Origin of the sequence: Amycolatopsis sp. NBC_00345 (assembly GCF_036116635.1) — a bacterium.
In the GTDB taxonomy this organism is placed as follows: Bacteria; Actinomycetota; Actinomycetes; order Mycobacteriales; family Pseudonocardiaceae; genus Amycolatopsis.
Map to the genome: position 1 here is coordinate 3,801,820 of NZ_CP107995.1, position 20,307 is coordinate 3,822,126.

At 70.9% G+C, this 20,307-nt stretch carries 20 protein-coding genes and 1 pseudogene; 4 read left to right on the plus strand and 17 right to left on the minus strand.

All coding sequences use genetic code 11. The annotated features are described in order from the left end of the window. Positions 1 to 27 precede the first annotated feature (27 nt). Both OG943_RS16745 and OG943_RS16750 read right to left on the minus strand, forming a co-directional pair. The gene (locus tag OG943_RS16745; protein ID WP_328610696.1) at positions 28 to 984 is read right to left on the minus strand and encodes an amidohydrolase family protein; all 957 of its coding nucleotides are present in this window, start codon (positions 982 to 984) and stop codon (positions 28 to 30) included. Positions 985 to 1,021: 37 nt separating this feature from the next. After that, positions 1,022 to 2,227, minus strand: a complete 1,206-nt coding sequence (locus OG943_RS16750) for an amidohydrolase family protein (RefSeq protein WP_328610697.1) — start codon at positions 2,225 to 2,227, stop codon at positions 1,022 to 1,024. A gap of 375 nt (positions 2,228 to 2,602) precedes the next feature. On the opposite strand from OG943_RS16750, the pseudogene OG943_RS16755 reads away from it, so the two are divergent. Continuing rightward, a pseudogene (locus tag OG943_RS16755) lies at positions 2,603 to 3,070 on the plus strand (hypothetical protein); the annotation flags it as partial. 316 nt (positions 3,071 to 3,386) lie between these two features. Here the strand turns inward: OG943_RS16755 and OG943_RS16760 are convergent. Then, complete coding sequence (locus OG943_RS16760) at positions 3,387 to 4,157, minus strand: S1 family peptidase (protein WP_328610698.1); 771 nt, start codon at positions 4,155 to 4,157, stop codon at positions 3,387 to 3,389. Between the two features lie 501 nt (positions 4,158 to 4,658). Between OG943_RS16760 and OG943_RS16765 the strand changes: the two genes are divergently transcribed. Further along, the gene (locus tag OG943_RS16765; protein WP_328610699.1) at positions 4,659 to 5,438 is read left to right on the plus strand and encodes an SdrD B-like domain-containing protein; all 780 of its coding nucleotides are present in this window, start codon (positions 4,659 to 4,661) and stop codon (positions 5,436 to 5,438) included. A gap of 69 nt (positions 5,439 to 5,507) precedes the next feature. Here the strand turns inward: OG943_RS16765 and OG943_RS16770 are convergent, their stop codons facing one another. From OG943_RS16770 to OG943_RS16780, 3 genes are all read right to left on the minus strand, one after another. Then, positions 5,508 to 6,185 carry a fasciclin domain-containing protein gene (locus OG943_RS16770; protein ID WP_328610700.1) on the minus strand — a complete coding sequence of 226 codons (678 nt, stop codon included), beginning with the start codon at positions 6,183 to 6,185 and terminating at the stop codon, positions 5,508 to 5,510. Positions 6,186 to 6,305: 120 nt separating this feature from the next. Continuing rightward, positions 6,306 to 7,886 (minus strand): molybdopterin-dependent oxidoreductase, encoded by a 1,581-nt coding sequence (locus OG943_RS16775; protein WP_328610701.1) that lies wholly within the window; start codon positions 7,884 to 7,886, stop codon positions 6,306 to 6,308. Positions 7,887 to 8,095: 209 nt separating this feature from the next. Then, positions 8,096 to 8,395 carry a hypothetical protein gene (locus tag OG943_RS16780; protein WP_328610702.1) on the minus strand — a complete coding sequence of 100 codons (300 nt, stop codon included), beginning with the start codon at positions 8,393 to 8,395 and terminating at the stop codon, positions 8,096 to 8,098. Between the two features lie 184 nt (positions 8,396 to 8,579). Between OG943_RS16780 and tenA the strand changes: the two genes are divergently transcribed. Continuing rightward, a complete protein-coding gene (gene tenA, locus OG943_RS16785) occupies positions 8,580 to 9,254 on the plus strand; it encodes a thiaminase II (protein WP_328610703.1) in 675 nt (224 codons plus the stop codon). Positions 9,255 to 9,371: 117 nt separating this feature from the next. Here the strand turns inward: tenA and OG943_RS16790 are convergent, their stop codons facing one another. From OG943_RS16790 to OG943_RS16805, 4 genes are all read right to left on the minus strand, one after another. Beyond that, the gene (locus OG943_RS16790) at positions 9,372 to 10,106 is read right to left on the minus strand and encodes a polysaccharide deacetylase family protein (protein WP_328610704.1); all 735 of its coding nucleotides are present in this window, start codon (positions 10,104 to 10,106) and stop codon (positions 9,372 to 9,374) included. Positions 10,107 to 10,111: 5 nt separating this feature from the next. Beyond that, entirely contained in the window at positions 10,112 to 10,252 is a 141-nt protein-coding gene (locus OG943_RS16795) for a hypothetical protein (protein ID WP_328610705.1), read from the minus strand. A gap of 173 nt (positions 10,253 to 10,425) precedes the next feature. Further along, positions 10,426 to 11,451 (minus strand): hypothetical protein, encoded by a 1,026-nt coding sequence (locus OG943_RS16800; RefSeq protein ID WP_328610706.1) that lies wholly within the window; start codon positions 11,449 to 11,451, stop codon positions 10,426 to 10,428. A 99-nt stretch (positions 11,452 to 11,550) separates the two neighbouring features. After that, on the minus strand, positions 11,551 to 11,964 hold the full coding sequence (locus OG943_RS16805) for a VOC family protein (protein ID WP_328610707.1): 414 nt from the start codon (positions 11,962 to 11,964) through the stop codon (positions 11,551 to 11,553). 56 nt (positions 11,965 to 12,020) lie between these two features. Between OG943_RS16805 and OG943_RS16810 the strand changes: the two genes are divergently transcribed. Next, complete coding sequence (locus OG943_RS16810; protein WP_328610708.1) at positions 12,021 to 12,635, plus strand: TetR/AcrR family transcriptional regulator; 615 nt, start codon at positions 12,021 to 12,023, stop codon at positions 12,633 to 12,635. 6 nt (positions 12,636 to 12,641) lie between these two features. Here the strand turns inward: OG943_RS16810 and OG943_RS16815 are convergent, their stop codons facing one another. From OG943_RS16815 to OG943_RS16845, 7 genes are all read right to left on the minus strand, one after another. Continuing rightward, a complete protein-coding gene (locus OG943_RS16815) occupies positions 12,642 to 14,045 on the minus strand; it encodes a hypothetical protein (protein WP_328610709.1) in 1,404 nt (467 codons plus the stop codon). Between the two features lie 39 nt (positions 14,046 to 14,084). Beyond that, positions 14,085 to 15,308: a cytochrome P450 gene (locus tag OG943_RS16820; protein ID WP_328610710.1), complete on the minus strand. Its 1,224-nt coding sequence runs from the start codon at positions 15,306 to 15,308 to the stop codon at positions 14,085 to 14,087. 24 nt (positions 15,309 to 15,332) lie between these two features. Further along, a complete protein-coding gene (locus tag OG943_RS16825; RefSeq protein WP_328610711.1) occupies positions 15,333 to 16,157 on the minus strand; it encodes an ABC transporter permease in 825 nt (274 codons plus the stop codon). After that, positions 16,154 to 17,113: an ATP-binding cassette domain-containing protein gene (locus OG943_RS16830; protein WP_328610712.1), complete on the minus strand. Its 960-nt coding sequence runs from the start codon at positions 17,111 to 17,113 to the stop codon at positions 16,154 to 16,156. Before OG943_RS16830 ends, OG943_RS16825 begins: the two co-directional genes overlap by 4 nt. A gap of 29 nt (positions 17,114 to 17,142) precedes the next feature. Continuing rightward, positions 17,143 to 17,991: a DUF4097 family beta strand repeat-containing protein gene (locus OG943_RS16835; protein WP_328610713.1), complete on the minus strand. Its 849-nt coding sequence runs from the start codon at positions 17,989 to 17,991 to the stop codon at positions 17,143 to 17,145. 76 nt (positions 17,992 to 18,067) lie between these two features. Beyond that, the gene (locus OG943_RS16840; protein ID WP_328610714.1) at positions 18,068 to 18,601 is read right to left on the minus strand and encodes a ribbon-helix-helix protein, CopG family; all 534 of its coding nucleotides are present in this window, start codon (positions 18,599 to 18,601) and stop codon (positions 18,068 to 18,070) included. Positions 18,602 to 18,722: 121 nt separating this feature from the next. Next, complete coding sequence (locus OG943_RS16845) at positions 18,723 to 20,306, minus strand: hypothetical protein (protein ID WP_328610715.1); 1,584 nt, start codon at positions 20,304 to 20,306, stop codon at positions 18,723 to 18,725. Position 20,307 lies beyond the last annotated feature (1 nt).

Sequence of the window (20,307 nt, forward strand, 5' to 3'; positions counted from 1 at the left end):
CGGGCCGGCCCTCGGCACGCCCGGCCATCAGGTGCTCAGCAGCGCCCGGGCGGTGCGGGTGGCCTGTTCCCGCCAGCTCCCGGGCATGAGCGTGTCGAGCTGGGTGAGGGCGTTGAGGACGACCTCGGGGCGGGTCCAGGCCGAGTCGCTGCCGTAGAGCAGGCGGTCGGGCGCCGCGATGGACCGCAGCACGGTCAGCTGCGCGGCATTCGGCGCGCCGGCGAGGTCGTAGTGCAGGCGCCGGAGGCTCTCGAACACGATCGGGCCGCGTTCGGCGTCGCCGGTGAGCCCACGCAGCAGCTCGACCCGGTCGGCGAGCAGGGGCAGGACACCGCCCATGTGCGGGACGATCACCCGGACGTCGGGATAACGCTCGGCGGCGCCGGAGAGGATGAAGTCGACGACGGTGCGCGCGGTGTCGAACAGGAACTCCATCATCGGCCGCGGCCGGCCGCAGTCGACGTGCTCGTGCCCTTCGGTCGAAGTGGGGTGCAGGAACAGCACGGCGCGGCGGCGGTTCAGCTCGGCCAGCAGCGGGGCCAGCCGGTCGTCACCGAGGTAGGCGCCCCGGCTGTTGCTCATCAGGATCACGCCCGCGGCGCCGAGTTCGTCGAACGCGCGGACGGCCTCGGCCAGTGCGCCGTCGGTGTCGGGAGCCGGCAGGCTGGCGAACAGGCCGAACCGCCCGGGGTGGGCCCGCACGATCTCCGCGCCCGCGTCGTTGACCTCGCGGGCCAGCTCGCGGGCCGCCGTGTCGTCGCCGAAGTGCACACCGGGCGACGAGATCGACAGCATCGCGGTCGCGATGCCGGCGCGGTCCATCAGGTCCAGGTTCTCCCCCGCGTTCCACCGGGGCCAGTAGTCCGCGGGCATGCCGTCCGGTTCGAGGTGCCCGGCGGCCCGGGCGGCCGCGAGGTAGCGCTCGGTGGTGAAATGCGCGTGCACGTCGACGAGGCCGTCGGCGAATTCGTTGTGCTGGGCCATGATTACGCGGCTCCCTTCAGAGGTCCCCGGGCTGGGTTCAGGCCGGGGTGACGGCGGCGGCGTCCAGGCGGACGCCGGCTCGCCAGACGCCGAGCAGTGACAGTGTGGCGCCGATGTCCGTCGTCGGGTCGCCGTCGACGAGGATCAGATCGGCGCGGGCGCCGGGCCGGATACTGCCCCGGTCGGGCAGCCCGAACCGGGCCGCGGGCACCGAGGTCGCGGCGTTGAGGGCGGCCACCGGGGTGAAGCCGGCGAGTACCAGCAGGCGCAGCTCGTCGTGCAGGCTCGCGCCGTGCGCCATTCCGTAGGCACCGAGGTGTGACGCGTCGGTGCCGGCGAGCACGTCGACTCCCGCCGCGTGCAGCGCGGCCACCGAGTCCAGGGCGTAGCAGAATTGTTCCGGTGGCTGGAAAGCCCAGCTTCGCGAGAGGTTGTCGAGCCATTCCGGGGACAGCTTGGGACGGACGCGGGAATCGGCCGCGAGGTCCGCCCCGTCGCGGCGACCGGTGATCGACGCCAGCGTGCTCAGCGTCGGGATGACGAACATCCCGGAGCCGGCGATGCGGGCGATCAGCTCGGGCGTGTGCGGCTGGTCCACGAACAGGTGGGTGAGGCCGTCGGCTCCGGCGTCCAGCGCGATCTCGGTGGCGGCGACGGTCAGGGCGTGTGCGAGCACCATCTTCCCGCGTTCGTGGCCCGCGCGGACGACCGCGGCGACGATGTCCGGGGCAACGCTGGGCAGGGAGGTGCCCAGCGTGTGGCCGTCCTCGATCAGGACCTTGAGGTAGTCCGCGCCCTCGGCGATGCGGCCGTCGACGAACTCCCGCGCCTGGCCGGGGCTGGTGACCGTCGGCCAGTCCGGGTCGTTCTGCCGGCCGCGGAGCTGGTGCGGGTGCCCGTCGGGCCGGGTGAGCCCGAACGACGAGCTGCGCACGTCGGCGAGGCCGGACGAGGTCGCGACGGCAGCCCGGAGCGGGATCATGGTGCCGGGTGTGGAGGCCAGGTCGAGCTCGGTGGTGACGCCGAACGTCAGCGCCTGCCGCAGGGCTGGTTCGTCGGCGTGGGTGTGCGCGTCGATCAAACCGGGGAGCAGGGTCGCGCCCGCCCCGTCGACGATCTCGGCGTCCTCGGCGCGCCCGCCCCCGACTGCGCCGATGACCGCACCCTCGATCGTGACGTCGACCGGTTCCGTGAGGCGGTCTCCGTCGAACACCCGGACGTTGGCCAGCACCTGCTTGCCCACGGTTTCCTCCTCGTATACTGATCCATATATACTGGTACGTAGTTACGAGGTTAGCAGAGAGAAATGCTTGTCGCCAACGGCGAAGCTCAGGCCGGGTGGTTCATGTGCGCGGCGGCCGCGTCCAGCAGCCGCTCGGCCACCGCGGCCTCGCACATCCCGCTGCCCTACCCGGCGCCCCTGCTGGAATTCCTGTTCGACACCGCCCGCTCGATCGCGGACCTGGTGCTCTCCGGCACGCTCGACCGGCATCCGGACCTGCGCGTCGTGGTCCCGCACGCCGGTGGCGCGCTGCCGGTGGTGGTGAACCGCGCCGACCTGCTCGCGCCGCTGCTGGTGCCCTCGGGCGACTCCCCGGTGCCCAGCCTCCGGGCCGCCATGCGGCGCCTGCACTTCGACCTCGCCGGGGCCCCGGCGAGGTCGAACAGCTGCAGGCCCTGCTCGGCAACGGGCGGCGCTGCTTTCGGGCTCGCTGCAGGAGATCCTGGCGCGAGTCACCGGCCTGTCCGCCGGGCAGCTCGTGCGCGGGCAGGCGATCAACATCGACTCGCTCATGGCGGTCGAGCTGGACGTGCTGCTCCAGAACACGCTCGGGGTCAAGGTCCCGCTGATCACCTTGCAGCAGGACCTGAGCCTTTCCGGGCTGGTGGGCGGCGCGCTGGCCGCCCGGGCGCCGGCCCGCACCCGGTTGTCGTGGTGTGCACGGCCGATCAGGTCGGCGCGCTCGACGCCGAAGGGCGCTACACGCGGATCCCGCTCGTGGCGGCCGGATTCGCCGTGTTCACCGTGGACCAGCGTGGCGCTCCCGGGCACGGGAGCGAGTTCGCGGCGAGAGCCGACCTGGGTGGCCGCGACATCGACGACACCCTCGCCGCGGCGCGCTACGTCGCCGGGCTGCCGGAGATCGACGCCGCCCCCGCGCTGCTGGCGTTGTCCCGGGCTCCGGAGTTGCGGCAGCGGGCCGTGCTGTCCATGGGCTTCTACGATCCGGCCCGGTATGTCGCCGAAGATCGGGTCGCGCGGGAGCACACCTCACCACTGGTCACGTCCGGTCCACTCGGCTGGGACGAACTCGTCCTGGTTCCCGGGCTGGGGCACGACATCGACCAGACCCACAGCGCCTGGCCCGGGCCGTGCTTTGGCGACGGAAACCGTGCAGGGATCAGTAAACGGCGACGCCGTACGCGTTCAGCGCCTCCGTCACCGGCTGGTAGAAGGACTGCCCGCCGCTGGTGCAGTTCCCGCTACCGCCCGAGGTCAGGCCGAGCGCGGTGTTGTTGGCGAAGAGCGAACCGCCGCTGTCGCCGCCTTCGACGCACACTGTGGTCGCGATCATGCCAGTCACCGTGGTGCCGTCGTTGTAGTTCACCGTGGTGTTGAGCCCGGTGACCTTGCCGGTGTGGAAGCCCGAGGTGCTGCCGGTGCGCCCGACGGTCTGCCCGACCACCGGGGTGCCCGCGTTGGCGATGTCGCGCAGCGTGCCGTTGTACAGGTCCACCGAACCCGGGCGATCGGTCGTGGCGGTGTACTGGAACAGCGAGTAGTCGTTGCCGGGGAAGCTGGTGCCGACGCGGGAGGCGATGGTCTGGCCGCTTGACGTCGCCCAGGTCGAGGCCACGTTGCCGCAGTGGCCGGCGGTGAGCAGGTACGCGGTGTGCGTACCGGGTTTCTTCACGTTGAAGCCCAGCGAACATCGGACGCCGCCGCCGATGATGGCGTCACCACCGGCGATCGTGGTGCGGTATCCGCCTTTCACCTCCTGCAGTCTCGCGGTGTCGCCGAGGCCGGCCACCACGGACTTCAGCCGATCGCGGTCCTTGGCGGCCAGGCCGTCATCGGCGGACACCACGACCTGGTCGGTCACCGGGTCGATCGCCCAGGCCGTGCCGGGGATCGTCGCCGTCCGGCCAAGGGTGTCGAGGCTGCGGCCCATGGTCGCGAGTGGCCCGCTCTTCGCACCAAGCAGCCAGGCCGCGCCGAGTCCGGTTCAGCCGGCCGCCGAACTGTCGGCACAACTGGGCGACGCCAGCGCCGGTTCCTACTTGGACGACGCGGGCAAGCTCGTGGTGACGGTGATCGACGAAGCCGGGGCACAGGCCGTGCGAGCCGCGGGAGCTGCGCCCAGATTCGTCAAGCACGGCGCGGCGGCACTTTCAGCAGTGGTTCAATCCACTTCACGGTACGGCCGGTTTATGCCCGCGAATACCGACGAACGTTGGCACCACCCGGAATGGACGGACGCGTTTTCCCACCCGGTCACGGCGCACTACCGCCCGCGCGGACCGCGGCCCAGAACCGGACATCAAGACAGATCGTTGGGCCAATCGGGTGAAAGGAACCAACCTCGCAACACCCTGGCGCGTGTAGTCCGAGCCGGGAGCGGCGCTCCCGGCTGCCCGCGTGAGGTGCGCGGGCTCGACCAAGAGGGGGATCGATGCCGAGTTCTGTCCGCATCCGGAGAGCCATCACCGTCGGCGCGTTGAGTACGACGCTGGTGCTGTCCGCGGCCACCTATGCTTCGTCCGCGCCCCGGACCAGCACGGAGCTGCCCAATCTGGCGGTCCAGTCGACCCGGTTCGACCACTACGAGTACGCCGCCGGAGACGCGGCCGCCGTCACCTACGTACTCCACAACTTCGGCACCGTCGACGCCGAAAAGGTGGTGATCACCGCCGGCGGCAGCGGCGATCCGTGGGAACTGCAGATCACCGACTGGGGCGGCGTCGGCTTCGGCGACGAGGGCATCACCGTCCCGGCCGGCCAGTCCGCGAGTGTGACGCTCCGGGGCACCGTGTCGGCCGGCTCGGCCAACGTCGGCCGGGTCCTGGTCGCCTTCGCCTTCGGGGGCGCCAACGGCGACTCCGACGACTCGAACAACTACGGCGACGCCCGGGCGTCGGTCCCCGGCGCGACCGGGATCCTCACCGGACAGAGCTACTACGACCGCAACGGCGACGGGCGGAACGACCCCGGCGAAGGCGTCGCCGGGGTGCGTGTGACCGTGGTCGGGCTCTACGACATCGATCGCACAGCCACGGCGTTCACCGGCGACGACGGCCGTTTCCTCCTCACCGGGCTGCCGGTCGGCAATTACGAGCTGCGAGTCCGTCCCCCGGAGGGCTGGTGGCTGAAATACGGCGACGGAGTGGGATCAGCCGACGTACGCGCGAATGAAAACGGCGAACAGAGCCTCGAGGTCGTACCGAGTACGTAATCCAGCGGTACCACCGGGCGCGCCCCGACGGCGGCCCGGTGGTACCACTGTGGACAGTGCCGGCCGTGTTCAGTTCTTGTTGGTTCCCGGGGTGAGGACCTTGTCGATGACAAAAACGGTGGCGTTCTTGGTGGGGATGTTGCCGCAGAGGATCTTGGCGCCGTTGACGGTCATGTTCTCCCCGGTGCCCTCGATCTTGAGCGGGCCGCCCGCGGTGTCGAGCGAGGTGACCGAGCCGCCGGCCGCGGCCAGGCCCTTGGCGTCGTAGCGCTTGGCCAGGACGTGGTACTGCAGGATCGGCGCCAGCTGGGTCGGGTTCTGGGCCAGCTCGGTGAACTTCGCGTCGCCCAGAGCCGCGAACGCGGGGTCAGCCGGGGCGAAGACGGTGATGGCGGGCTGGCTGTTGAGCGTGTCGACCAGGTCGGTGGCCTTGACCGCGGCGACCAGCTTGGTCAGCAGCGGGTTGGTCGAGGCGGCGGACGCGACCGGCTGCGGGCCCATCGAGTCCAGCGAACCGGCGGCACTGCCCTGCGGCAGCTGCGAGCAGGCCGGACCGAACACGTCGGCGTTGGTGGTCACGCCACCGGACGCGTCGGAGGCGCCCGACATCGGGGCCTGCATCGACGAGGACGGGGCCGGCGCGCTGCTGCTCGCCGACGACCCGCTGTCGGTGCCGCTACCGCAGGCGGACAGGGCAAGGGCGGCGACAGCGGTGACGCCAAGACCAGCGATACGCAGGGACTTCACGAGGATTCACTCCAGAGGCTAGGAAGAACAGTCCGTGGCTGAACTGTTGGTGCCACTGGGGATTCGGTGCCGGCCGTCGAGAGGATTGGTATCCGGCCCCGGCTCTTTCAGAGGGCCGGGTCAGGTGGCGATGAAGGTGGTGGAGTGCCAGCCCGTGGCACCGTCCGGGACGGTGCCCGCGCGAGCGTCAGTCTGGGTGTAACCGGCCTTGTCCGTCGCCCGGACGAACACCTGGTGAGTGCCCGGCTTCACCGAAATCTGCGCCCACCACATCCGCCACGTATTCACGTTGACCTCGGCCGAGAGCATCACCCGCTGCCACCCACCGCTGTCCACCTTGATCTCCACCTGCTCGATCCCGGTGTGCTGCGCCCACGCGATCCCCGCCACCCGGACCACGCCCGACGCGACCGTGTCGAACCCCTTCGGCTGGTCGATCCGTGACTCGGTCTTGATCGGAGCCTGCTCGCTCCAGCTCCGCTTGAGCCAGTACGCCTGCCGCGCCTTCCACGTCGTCACCTCGATGTCCACGACCCACTTCGTCGCCGACACATAGCCGTACAACCCCGGCGTCACCAACCGCGCCGGGAACCCGTGCTCCAACGGCAACGGCTCCCGGTTCATCCCGATCGCCAGCATCGCCCCTCTCCCCCGGTCGAGCGCCGCCGCCACCGGCGTCCCCGACGTCCAGCCGTCCACGCTCGTGCAGAACAGCTGCTCCGCGCCCGGCCGCACCCCCGCCTCCGCCAGCAGGTCCGCCAGGTCCACCCCGATGAAGTCCGACGTGGACACGTAGGTGCCACCGACCTCATTGGACACACACGTCATCGTGATCGTCCGCTCGGTCAGCCGCCGGTCCCGGATGTCGCCGTACGAGTACCGCCTCTCGCGGTCCACCATCCCGTGGATCCGCAACGACCAGTCCTCCGTCCGCACCTGCGGCACCGACAACGCCGTGTCCACCCGGTAGAACTGCGCATTCGGCGTCACGAACGGCGGTGTCCCCAGCTTGGCGAAGTCCGCGTCCGCCGGAATCGGGGGCGCCGCCACCGCCGGTGTCAGCGTCCCGACCGCCGCCCGTGACGCCGTCGCGTCCCGGGTCCCGCTGACCAGCTGTCCCGCCCCACCGAGAACACCCGCCCCGACGACCACACCGGCCCCGCCCAGCAGGAACGACCGCCGCGACGCACCTTCCCCCTCACCCTGGGCCGCCGCGTTCTTCCGCGGCGCCAGCCGATGCAGCACCACGAACACCGCCACCCCGGCAACCAGACTCGCCAACGGCGCCAGCAACGCCACCGCGTTCAGGTCCGGCCGCTCGAACACCGCGAACCCACCCACCAGCCCGAACAACGCGACAATGACCACTCCCGGCCACCGCGACCGCGCCGACACCACCCCCGCCAGCGCCGAGACCACCACCATCACCGCCGCCATGCCGCCCAGCAGCACGACCTTGTCGTAGGTGCCGAACGTCCGCACGGCGAAATCCTTCAGCTCCACCGGCGTCAGATCGATCGCACCATTGCCCACCGCCAGATACGGCGACGCGTTGATGCTGATGAAGCCCGCCACCAGGTGCCCCGCCGCCAGCGCGGCCACCAGCGCCAATACCCCGCACAACCCCGCCGACGGCAACCGCAACCGAACGCGCTCGCGCGGCACGGGGGTCTCAGGAGCGCTGGTCTCGGTGACAGTCATGGAAGGCATTCGGTCCTGACGGCCGCAAGGCTTGGCCGTGGCCACGACCGAACCCGAACGGGCGGGTCCGGCGACCGGGACCGCTCCGCGGCCGCCTCGACGGCGAATGTGGACTCCGCCACCTCGTCGAAGTCTCGCCGGTGATCGAGCACCGGCGGAGCAGAGGTCGCGGACCTGCCCGCGAATCCGGTATGGCGTGGTCCGGCCGGTCAGCTGAGGATCTGCATGCCGCCGAAGATCACGACCAGGAACGCGCCCAGGCCGAAGCCCGCCAGGAGCGCGAGGCCGATCCTGGGGCGCAGCCGGACCGCCGCGTACGCCAGGCCCAGGGTGAACATCAGCCAGGCGCCCATGAGCGCGACGTTTGTCATCATGGTGCCGCTGAGTTCGAAAGCGCCTTTCGCGCCGCCGGCGACGACCAAGGCGAAAACGACCGAGACCCCGGCCGTCGCCAGCCGGCTCTTGGCCGGGCTGCCGGTCGATATCCGGTGCGAGTGACTGCTGGCCATAGTGACCTCCTGGTCGGATCACACCAGTCTCACACGGTTCCCGGTCGAAGTTCCTTACCGTGCGGTTACGCGGATTCCGCACCCGAGGGCCGACCCCCACCCGGTTTTTTCGGGCACCGTCAAGGACTGCTCCGATCGGGTCCCCTCGTCGCCGGTCCGGCGGGATCGGGCTAAAGTCACGGAAATGGCCAAGGGGGAACGGTTCACCGCGGTGCTGTGGTCGGACATCGAGGATGTCCACAAGAAGGTTCTCGTCCATCCGTTCATCACGGGATTGGGTGACGGCACTCTGCCGCACGCCGCCTTCCGCCACTACCTCACTCAGGACGCGCACTACTTGCGCACCTACGCGCGGGTGCTGGCCCTGTGCGCGGCCAAGGCCCGGCGGGATTCCGACGTGATGATGTTCGCCGGCCACGCGGCCAACGCCGTCGCCGCCGAGCAGGGGCTGCACGCCGAACTGTTCGCCGCGCTGGGCACCACCGCCGCAGCGGCCGAAGCCGAGCCGGTCGCGCCGGCCACATTGGCCTACACCAGTTTCCTGCTCGCGACCGCCTACGACGGGTCGTACGCCGAGGCCGTGGGCGCGGTGCTGCCGTGTTATTGGCTCTACGCCAGGGTCGGGCAGCACCTGCGCGAGGCCGGCTCCCCCGACCCGGTGTTCAGCCGGTGGATCAACGCTTACGGCGACACGGATTTCCAGTCGGTGGTCGCCGAGGTGCTCGAAGCCACCGACCGGCTGGCCGCGGAAGTGCCGGAGCCCGAGCGGGAGCTGATGCGCGCCCGCAACCGCACCGCGGCACAGTACGAGTGGATGTTCTGGGACGCCGGGTATCGCCAGGAGGGGTGGCCGGTGTGAGGCTTCACGAAACCCGACCGCGACCGGCACCCACACCGTCGCCGCCAACTCCACCACACCCCGGCGGCGCGCCCAAGCCCACTCCTCCAGCTCACTACATACACCGATGTCCAACTTCTACACCAACGTAGTATCAAGCCGGTTTACTGCTCCAGCGCCGTAGAGACTGCCGTGCTCGCACAGGGGCCCCACGGCCAATCCCCGGTCACGGCAGCCGGCGAGTATCGCCGGGAGTGCGCCGAGTGCTGAACGCCAGGAGCCGACCGCGGCGGCGATGTCGGAGTCGTGCAGCAGGATCGTGCCGCCACCTCGAAGTCCCTTGTGGACGGTCGCGGCGACCGAAAACGGCGTCGCGCGGCTGGTCCAGTCGAAACCCCAGGCCGTCCACAGGACCGGGCGAAGGTCCAGCCGTCGCGCGGCGAACAGGGATGCGGTCGTGAACGCACCGTACGGTGCCCGCAGCCAGCGTGGCCGCGCGCCGGTGATCCGGGTGACGAGCTCGACGGTGCGCGCGAGGTCGTCGTACAGGGCCGACGGCGAGCGGCGCAGGAAACACCGATGGTCCCAGCCGTGCACGGCGATCTCGTGCCCGCCCGCGACGATCTCACGCCCGAGGTCCGGGGTGCGGGCGAGTTCGCGGCCGAGCACGAAAAACGTCGCGCGGGTCCCGGAATCGGCCAGCAGCCTCAGGAAGTGGGGGGTGGACCGCGGGTGCGGGCCGTCGTCGAAGGTCAGCGCGACGTGCCCGGGATCGCCCAGCCCCGCCAGCCCCGGAGCCACCGCGGCCCGCACCGGCGAGAGGAACAGCACCGCCGGACCGGCATACGCGGCGAGCGCGGCCACAGCCGCCACCCGGATCACCTCGCCACCCCAACCCGAACCAGCGACTTGACCGGCCCGGCCGCGAGCGCCGCCCCGGATCGCCCGGCCACCTCAACCAGCACCAGCGGGAGGAACAGCACTGCCGGACCGGCGAGCGCGGCCACCGCCCGGATCACCCAGCCACCCCCACCAACACCAACACCAACACCACCAGCCTGACCCACCCGACCGCGGCCGCCACCCGGCGCCAGCAGCCCGGCCCGCCCAGCCACAGCCGCCGCCCGAATCACCCAGCCACCCCCACCAACACCACCAGCCCGACCCACCCGACCACAGCCACCACCCCCCATCACCCAGCCACCTCAACCGACACCAGCCGCTCAACCCGCCCAGCCGCAAGCGCCGCCCGGACGGCAGCGCCGAGCTCGCCAGACGAACGCACCCAAGGCACCGCCCCGTCCTGGTCCAGTACCGCGGCGTTGGCGCGGCCGTGACCGGGCAGGCACCGGTAGGTCAGCACCGGCAGCCCGGTGGCGAGCGCCTCCGACGTGGTGAGCCCGCCGGCGTTCTGCACCACGACGTCGCACGCGCGCATCAGGTCCGCCATCGTGTCCACCCAGCCGAACACGTGCCGGAGCCCGGCGCGTTCGAGGCGGCGGCGCAGCGCGTCGTTGCGGCCGCAGACGACCACCGGTTCGGCCGTGCCGTCGGTGACTAAGTCGGCGACCGTCCGCTCGACTTCGCCGACACCCCAGGAGCCGGAGACGACCAGCGCCAGCGCGCGGTCGGCCGGGAGACCGTGCGCGAGCCGGAGTCGCGCGCGCTCGGCGGCACCGGCGGCCGGCCGGAACCCGGGCGCGACGAGCGGCCTCGTGACCATCGTGCGGACCGCGCCGAAAGCACGGGCCTGCCCGGCCGCGATCTCGTTGGGCGCCACGGTCAAGTCGGCCCACGGGCTGACGCAGAGCCGGTGCACGGACGGATCCGTCAGGTACACCACCAGCGCCGGTCCGAGCCCCCGGGCCCGCAACCGGGCCGCCGCGTGGGTGGCGAGTGGGTAAGTCGACAGCACGAGCTGCGCGTCCCCCACCGCTTCCGCGAGCCCGGGGGCGGCCAGCGCCCCGAAGCGCCGGGCAGCCGCCGCCGGGACCGGCGAGCCGAGCGCCCCGAGCAGCCAGTCCCAGCTACGCGGCGCGACCTGCAACTGCCGGTGGTAGGCCCCGCACAACGCCCGCCCGAGCCGCCCCGGCAACAGGTCGAGGAAGTCCACCCGGCCGACGCCGATCCCCCGCCCCTCCAGCCGCCGCGCCAGCTCCCGGGCCGCACCGTCGTGCCCGGCACCGACCCGGGCGGACACGATCACCACACGCTTCATGCGCTCGCCTTCCGAAGTCTCTACAGGCACGTAGTAAAACTACAGGCTTGTAGATGTCAGTGGCGAGCAGGGCAGCCGGTCAGCGAATGACGGCGGTGCTCATCGGGCGGGCTGGATGAGTTCGAGAAGATTGCCTTCGGGGTCTTTGACGTAGGCGAACGTCGCCCCCGCACGCATTGCCGGGGCCGGTGGCGACACGGCCGTGGCCCCCGCGGCGAGAATCGCGGCGAACGACTCGGCGAGGTCCTCGACGTAGAGCGCCCAGTGGAAGTAGCCCTGCACGCCCGCGCCGTCGAAGGCGTCGGCGAATTCCTGCGACTCCGACCCGTTTCGTTCGATCAGCTCGATCTTCAGCCCGTCCGGGGCGCGCAGGATCACGGTTCGGACGCCCGCGTCAGGCATCTCGAGGTGCTCTTCGACCTCCGTCATGCCCAGCGCGTCGCCGTAGAACTTCTTCTGCACGTCGAGGTCGGCGACCGAGACACCGACATGGTCGAAGCGGACGGCGGTCATCGCGAGCTCCTCAGGTAAATGACACTAACCATGGTAAGTGATGTTAACCTCGGCTGGTGACCGACCGCAAGACACCCACGACCCGCGCAACCCGCCCGACCGGCAAGCACCACGGCGACCTCCGCAACGCCCTGGAGTCCGCGGCACTGGAGCTGATCGCCGAGAACGGGCCGCGCGGCTTCACCCTGGCCGAAGCGTGCCGCCGCGCCGGGGTGAGCGTGGCCGCGCCGTACAAGCACTTCGCGGATCGTGACGCTCTCCTCGCCGCCCTCGCCGAACGCGGCTACGACGAACAACGCCGCCGCTACGGCGCGGCGCTCGCCTCCACCGTCGACCCGGTCGAGCAGATGGCCCGCTTCGCGGCGGCGTACGTGAGGTTCGCCGTCGAAGAGCGCGGCCTTTTCGAGGCCACGTTCAGCGCCGGCCTCGACAAGTCCCGCTACCCGGCCCTCGCCGAGGCCGGGCAGCGGCTACTGCTGGTGCTGCACGACGCGGCGACACGGTTGCGCCCCGACTCGAAGCAGGCCCTCGGCCTCGTCCACGCGGTCGCAGCCGGTGCCCATGGTTTCGCCGCGTTTGTGCTCGAAGGGATCTACACCTCGGCTCGCGAAGCGGAGGATCAAGCCGCGAACATGGCCCGTCTCATCGCAGCCGACCAGCCCCGGCCTTGAGAAGCGTCACGACGTGAACACCGGCGCGAAAGCGTCCCGGATATCGTCGTCGGACGGTTCGGCGACCATCCGCAACTGGTCGTTTTCACCGAAGCTGGTCACTGTGGACGGACAGACCGCACCGCCGATCTCCACCCGGGTGTCGACCACGAGCTTGCCGGTCCGCACTTCGTACGCCTTCACCGGGAACGCCATCTTGCTGAACGTCACGTTCCGCACCTTGCCGTCCGACTCGCTCCGGTACGGACACGTCCGGATCGGCGCGCCGGCGTCCCGCTCGCCGATGCAGACGACCATCACGGCCTGACTGACGTCCGCCTGCCACCCGGTGGGAATCTTCTTGAGGTACAGGTCATCGTAGGTGTCACTGTGGTAGACCACCGCGCGATTCGCGGCTCCCTTCACATACGGGGCCGCGCCGCTGTAGACCGCCGGCGTCGTGCAGTAGTTCTGGCCCAAGGTGAACAGGTGCTGGAGTTCAAGGCCCTGCGTAGCTTGCTTCACGCCCTCCTGCGCCTTCGCGGTGAGCGCGTTGCCCGGATACTGGTCCAGTAATTGCTGGTAACGCGCCTTCGCGTCGGTCCAGCTGCGGGCGTTCGCCCGCTTGTCTCCGCACCCGGCCAGCGCCGCCGGGGCGAGCTTCGGGACGACGCCGGCGGCGCGGTCGAGCACGGTGTGGCTCGCCGGCCGTTGCCGCAGCCAGTCGGTGAGCTGGGCGGTGGCGCAGGGATCACCGCCGGCCAGGCGGCCGGCGAAACCGTCGAGCGCCGCGGCGACCATCCGGTCGTGGCCGGGCAGGTCCCTGAGCACCGCGCCGAGTTCGCCGTAAGCCGATTGCAGGCCACTGGTGTCACCCCGCCACGCCACGGAGCTGAGCGTCCCCTCGACCGCCCGCAGGCGGACGCACGCCTTGGCGGTCTGATCAGCGCGAACCGTCATCGGGCCGTCCACGACGTAGTGGCCGAACCAGATCCGGTCCACAGTGGACTCGGCCTGCCCACAGTCCCCGCTCTCGCGGGCCTCGGCGATGCCGTTGTCGATGCTGACGGCGTCGAACCGCACGTACCCGATGCCCAGCAGCACCGGAATCGTGACCAGCAGAGCCAGCACCCTCGGCCGCCGCACCGCGACCGGCCAGGCCGGAGCCCCCGCGAGGTGCCATCCGTGCGCGATGAGGGCGGCCCACCAGACCACGAACAGGATCTCGGCCCACCCGCCCGGGACGGCCGCCCCGAGCAGCACCAGGAACACCAGCGTGACCAGCCCGGTGACCACCGCCCACGCCCGCCGGCCCAGCAGCAGGTAACCGACGCCCAGCAGGGAGGCGTTGCCGATGGCGGCCGCCGGCCGGTCGGGATGCACCGGCGCGGGCTCCGGCAGCGGGCTGAATTCACGCATCGGGTCGTCCATGCGGAGACCGTAATCCGGCGCGCCGGGAGCGGTCCCGGATCAGCTCAGGACCTGGTCCCAGGTGACCGGAAGCCGCTGCACGCCATAGATGTTCTGGTGGCCGGGGCGCCGTGGCACGTCCCCGGGCGGCACGGCCAGGCGCAGCGTCGGGAACCGGGTGAACAGCGCCGGGAGGGCGACGCGCAGCTCGACCCGGGCCAGCTGCTGGCCGAGGCACTGGTGGATGCCGTGCCCGAAGGCCAGGTGCCCGGTGGCCTTCCGGTTCAGGTCGAGCCGGTCGGGATCGGCGAACTTCTCCGGGTCGCGGTTCGCGGCCTGGACCGAGATGGTGATCGACTCCCCGGCCTTGATCAGGTGCCCGCCCAGCTCGACGTCCTCCAGCGCCGTCCGCACCCCGGTGTGGGCGATGCTCAGGTAGCGCAGCAGTTCCTCGACCGCCTTTTCCGCCCCGTCCTCGTCGCCACCGCGCAGGACGGCGAGCTGGCCGGGATTCCGCAGCAGGGCGAAGGCGCCGAGCGCGAGCATGTTGGCGGTGGTGTCGAGGCCGGCGCCCAGCAGGAAGGTGCCGACCCCGCCCAGCTCCTCGTCGGTGAGGTCGCTGGTGGTCAGGTCGCTGAGCACGTCGTCCGTGGGCCGGGCGCGCTTGGCCGGGACCAGCTCGCCCACGTACGCCTGCAGCTCGCCGTACGCGGCGAATTGCTCCTCCGGCGTGGCGTCCGACCGGGACATCTCCGCCGCGTGGCGCTGGAAGGAATCACGGTCGGCGTACGGCACACCGAGCAGCTCGCAGATCATCACCGCGGGAACGGGGTGCGCGTAGGCCGGGATCAGGTCGACGTCCGGGCCGCGGCGCTCCATGTCGTCCAGGTGCTCCGCGGTGACCTGCTCGACGCGCTCGGCGAGCTGGCGCATCCGGCGGACGGTGAACTTTCCGGTGAGCAGCCGGCGGTAGCGGGTGTGCTCCGGGGCATCGACCCCGGTCAGGTCGCCGACCGGCGCGGGCGGCAGTTCGGTGAACTCTTCCAAGCCGGGCAACGGGTAGTGCATCAGTTCGGGCCGCGAGCTGAAGCGCTGGTCGGCCAGCACCGCGCGGGTCAGCGCGTGGCCGGTGGCCAGCCAGCCCCGGTGCCCGTCGGGGTAGGCCAGCCGGCTCAGCGGGCGCTGCTCGCGGATCCGGCCCAGCTCGGCGGGCGGGTCGAACGGGCAGCCCGCGGGACGCGCCCAGGGCAGCTCGGCCACGTCGGGAATCGGTTCGTGCGACATCGTGAACTCCTTGGCCAGAGCCGGTCAGCGGGCGGATTCGCGGTTGAACAGCTTCTTGGACCACAGGTAGCCGACCAGGGCGATGAGGGCGCACCAGCCGAGCGCGATCCACGCGTTGTTCCCGATCGGCTGGTCCATCAGCAGGCCGCGCAGGGTTTCGATGATCGGGGTGAACGGCTGGTACTCGGCGAACCAGCGCAGCCCGGCCGGCATCGAGCCGGTGGGCACGAACCCGCTGCCGAGGAAGGGCAGGATCACCAGCGGCATCAGGACGTTGCTCGCGGTCTCGACGCTCTTGCTCACCTGGCCGAGCGCGACGGCCAGCCAGACGAGCGCGAACGTGACCGCCAGCAGGACACCGGCCGTGGCCAGCCACGCCCCCGGTCCCGCGGCCGGCCGGAAGCCGACGAGCAGCGCGACGCCGGTCACGACCACCAGCGCGAACGCCGCCTGGATCATGCTGCCCAGCACGTGCCCGGTCAGCACCGAGACGCGGGCGATGTTCATCGTCCGGAACCGGGCGATGATGCCTTCGGTCAGGTCCATGGCCATCGAGATCGAGGTGCCCTGGACCGTGGCGGTGATGGCCATCAGGATGATCGCCGGCGCGACGTAGTTGACGTACTCGCCGCGCCCGCCGGACGCCCCGCCGATCCCGGCGCCCAGCGTGCCGCCGAACACGTAGACGAACAGCAGCAGGAAGATGATCGGCATCCCGACGAGCGTCACGGTCATCGACGGGTATCGCAGCATGTGCTTCAGGTTGCGGCGCAACATCGTCGCCGAGTCGCGCAGCGGATGGAACCGGAGGCTCGCGGGGGCCGGGCCGGCCAAGGCGGTGGTACTCATCGGGCGGTCGCTTTCTCGTGGTCGGGGTTGCCGGTGAGGGCGAGGAAGACGTCGTCGAGATCGGGGGTGTGCACGGACAGCTCGTCGACCTCGATGGCCCGCTCGTCGAGCCGGTCGATCAGGGTCTTCAGCGAGCGGAGGCTGCCGTCGCTGGGCACGCGCAGGACGAGGGATTCGTTGTCGCGCGAGACCTGCCCCAGCAGGTTCGTGGCCGCGTCGAGGCCGCGCGGGTCGGCGAACTGCAGGCGGACGTGGCCACCGGAAATGCGGCGCTTCAGCTCGGCCGCCGTGCCCTCCGCGACCAGCCGGCCGTGGTCCAGCACCGCGATCCGGTCCGCCAGCTCGTCGGCCTCGTCCAGGTACTGCGTGGTCAGGAAGATGGTGACGCCCCCGGCCACCAGCTCCCGGACGATCTGCCACATGCTCCGGCGGCTGCGCGGGTCCAGCCCGGTGGTCGGCTCGTCGAGGAAGATCACCCGGGGGCTGCCGACCAGCGTCATCGCGAGGTCGAGCCGCCGCCGCATTCCCCCGGAATAGGTCGAGGCCGGTTTGCCGCCCGCTTCGACCAGGTCGAACTGGTCGAGGAGCTCGGCGGCGCGGCGCCGGCCGTCGCGCCGGCCGAGGTGGTGCAGATCCGCCATCAGGAACAGGTTCTCCTGGCCGGTGAGCAGGTTGTCCACCGCGGAGAACTGGCCGGTGACGCCGATCGCGGCACGCACCGCGTCGGGCTCGGCTTTGAGGTCGTGCCCGCCGACCTGCGCGCTGCCGCCGTCGGCACTGAGCAAAGTGGACAGGATCTTGACCGCGGTGGTCTTCCCGGCGCCGTTCGCGCCGAGCAGCGAGAAAACCGTTCCCCGCGGGACGTTCAGGTCGACCCCGTCGAGCACGACGTGGTCGCCGAACGACTTGCGCAGCCCGGTCGCCGCGATCGCCGGCGGGGATGACGTGGTAGTCATGCGATTCCTTCCAGGGTGGGAGAAGCGGTTCAGGAGCGGCGGATGGTGATGCGGCCGTGGGAGGTCTGGGCGCGCACCTCGACGGTCTCGTCGGACTCGCCCGGACGGCTGGCGCTGTCCAGCTCGTTGGACAGCTGCCCGAACCCGGTGTGCGCGTCGATCCAGGCGGCGGTGCCCTCGGCGATGCCGACCTCGAGGTCGCCCATCGCGGTTTCGAGCGTGACCGAGCCACGGACCACCTCGCCGAGGCGGATGGCGCCGTTCGCCGTCTTCGCCTCGACTCCCGCGCCCGCCCGCTCGACGGAGATGTCGCCGTTCGCCGCGCGGATCCGCGTGTCGCCGGTGACGGTGTCGATTTCGATGCGGCCGTTGGAATCCTTGACGACCGCGGCGCCCTCGATCCGGCCGATGCTCACCTTCCCGGACCCGGTGTGGATGTCGACGTCACCCTCGACGTGGTCCACCGCGACGTGGCCGGCCGCGGTGTCCAGGTTCAGCGGGCCGGTGCGCTCGAACCGGTAGTTCCCGACGGAGGTCTTGAGCCGGGTCTCCCCGAGCCGGCCCTCACCGCGGAAGTTGCCCAGCTGCACGTCGCCGGACACCCGCGAGCCGCTGGGCAGCTCGACGGTCACGTCGACCGACCGGCTCTTGCGGGAGAAGTCGAAGGCGCGCACCTTCGGCCCCTTGACCAGCAGGACGCCGTTCGCGTACTCGGCGCGGACCTGCTGCGCGGCTTTCACATCGGATTCGTCGGACGCGTCGGTCGGGCGCACCTCGACGACCGTGTCGGCGCGGTCGCTCGCGCTGATCCGCACATCACCGGCGACACCCAGCTCGAAGGTGACGGAAATCGGTTCGGGCGTTTCGAATTCAGGCATGGTTGTTCCCTCATCATGAATCGGTAAGGCGTCCCCGCAGGTCGGGGACGTGTAGGTAATAAGAAAAGCGGTGGGGTTAACGCACCCAGCCGGTGAAGCTCTGCTTGCCCCGTTTCCCGCCGCCGCGCGACTCGAGGCGCTGATCCCGCTCGGACCGTTGCAGCGAGGCGGCGGCCGCCCGGACCAGCCAGGCGTTGACCGAGCGTCCTTCCTTGGCCGCGGCCTCCTCGACCGCCGCCTTCAGCTGCTCGGGCAGGCGCACGTTGATGCGCGCGACGGGGCCGTCCTCGGCGATCAGCAGATCACTGTCCGGCCCGCCGTCGGCCGTCGCCGCCGTGCTCTCGGCCGCGATCTCGTGCGGCTCCGCGGGCGGCGAAGTCACGACGAAGTTCGGATCGCGGCCGCGCAGGCGCAGCTCCACCGAACCCGGCGCGAGATCCCGGGTGATCTCGTCGGAAGCGGCCGACAACGCGTCCAGCAGCGTCATCCGGATCGCCGACTCGAGCGGCCCGGTCAGGCGCTCGACCAGCGCACGCGCCTCGTCGCCGCCGGCTTCGGCCAGCGTGGCGAACTCGCGGCCGAGGTGGTTCACATACGTGGTCAAGTCCATGGCACCACTATGGCACACATCTGGCACCACCACAAGCCATGATGGCTCAGATAGGTGCCAGACGTGGTGCCACCTGCCCTCGAAAGGAGGAAAAGCGCAGGTCAGAACCGGATGAGACGGCTCACGAGTCGGTCCAGTGGCCGAGCCAGGACTCGCGCCAGGCCACGGTCAGCTCGCTCACCCCGTCCACCCCGGACTGGTCGACGTGCGCCTTCCACGCCTCCTCCAGCGCCGCGCACAGCTTCGACGCGGGCAGTTCGACGCCGCCCGAGGCGAACTGGCGCAGTACCTGCTTGGGCACGGCCAGCTTCGCCTTGCCCCGGATCACCGACTGCTCGGTGGCCCGGCAGATCAGGTACTCGACGGTGGCCAGGTCACCGGCCGAGACCGTGGCGCCGGGCAGGGTCCCCGGCATCGGCACCTGGGGCGCGACCTGCGCCAGCGCGCGGTACAGGCACTCCAGCGGAGCGGCGAGGCCCTCGTGCTGCCGGGCGATCTCCCACGAAACCCACACGGCGATGCAGTCGGGCATCTGGAACGGGCGGTAGGCGAACGCGGGGCCGGCGAAGGTCTGGTAGTCGCTGGTCGGGTCCGGCGCGGACGGGTTCTGCCCATCCGGGTCGGGCGGCAGGCCGAGGCGTTTGAACAGCTCGCGCAGCAGCTTGCGCGGCCGGGCCGGAGTCGAGCTCTCCCCGAGCAGCTTGCCCAGGATGCGGTTCAGCCGATCCGCGGCCACGCCCTGGATCGACAGCTGCAGGTGGACGAACGCGACGTCCGACAGTGTCGTGCCCGCGCAGCCGACCACGCCCACCTGGGGATAACGCTGCAGGAACGCGACGATCGCGTGGGTGGAGCCGATCCGCGCCGGGCCGGCGAAAGTCACCGGCAAGCACGTGCCGATGCGCTGGCGGGACCGGAGATCGCCGTTGTACAGCGGGGAAAACCCGCCGTCGGCGTGGTACACCTCGAACCAGTTCCCCTGCCGGTGCCCCGGCCGCGTGTCGGCGAGCCACAGGCTGTACCCGTGCTTCTCGCACAGCTCCCGGACGCGGTCGGCCAGCTCGAACCGTGTGTCCACGGAGGTGTCCCGCAGCGCGATCGCGAACCGGACCGCCGGTGACGAGCACCGTGACGCGATCTCCTTGCGGGTACGGAGATCGTGGTTGCGGGTCTTCACGATCGTCGGCAGCTGGGCCGGGCACTGCAGCGACAGCAGCGGCGCGTCGATGACCGTGGCCGCGGCGGCGGAGATCTCCTTCGCCAGGTCGCGGATGGCCAGGCCGTGCCACTCGCAGACCTCGCGCGACGCCGGGTCGATCGAGATCAGGCCTTCGAAGGTCTGCGCGGACTCGTAGATGAACGTCGGGTTGGGCGAGGTCGTCTGGTGGAAGACCCAGGCGCCTTCGTTCTCCTGCGGCCGCTCCGCCGGCTGCTGGCCGTCGAAGCGCTCGACCACTTCGGTGCCGTCCATCGGCTTGCGGGTGCGGGTGCCGATCACGACGCCGGCCCCGTTGGTCGCCGAGCACAGCGTTTCCAGGAAGACCGCGCGGTCCGGGCCCGCGGACACGAGCTCGCGCAGGTAGCCGTGACGGGCCTGCACGTGGTGCACCTCGAAGTCCACTTTGGTCACCGGCTGCCGGGTTATCTCGAAGCCGGCCCTGGCCAGATCGGCCACGTTCCGGACGGAGACCCGCTGGCTGCGCATT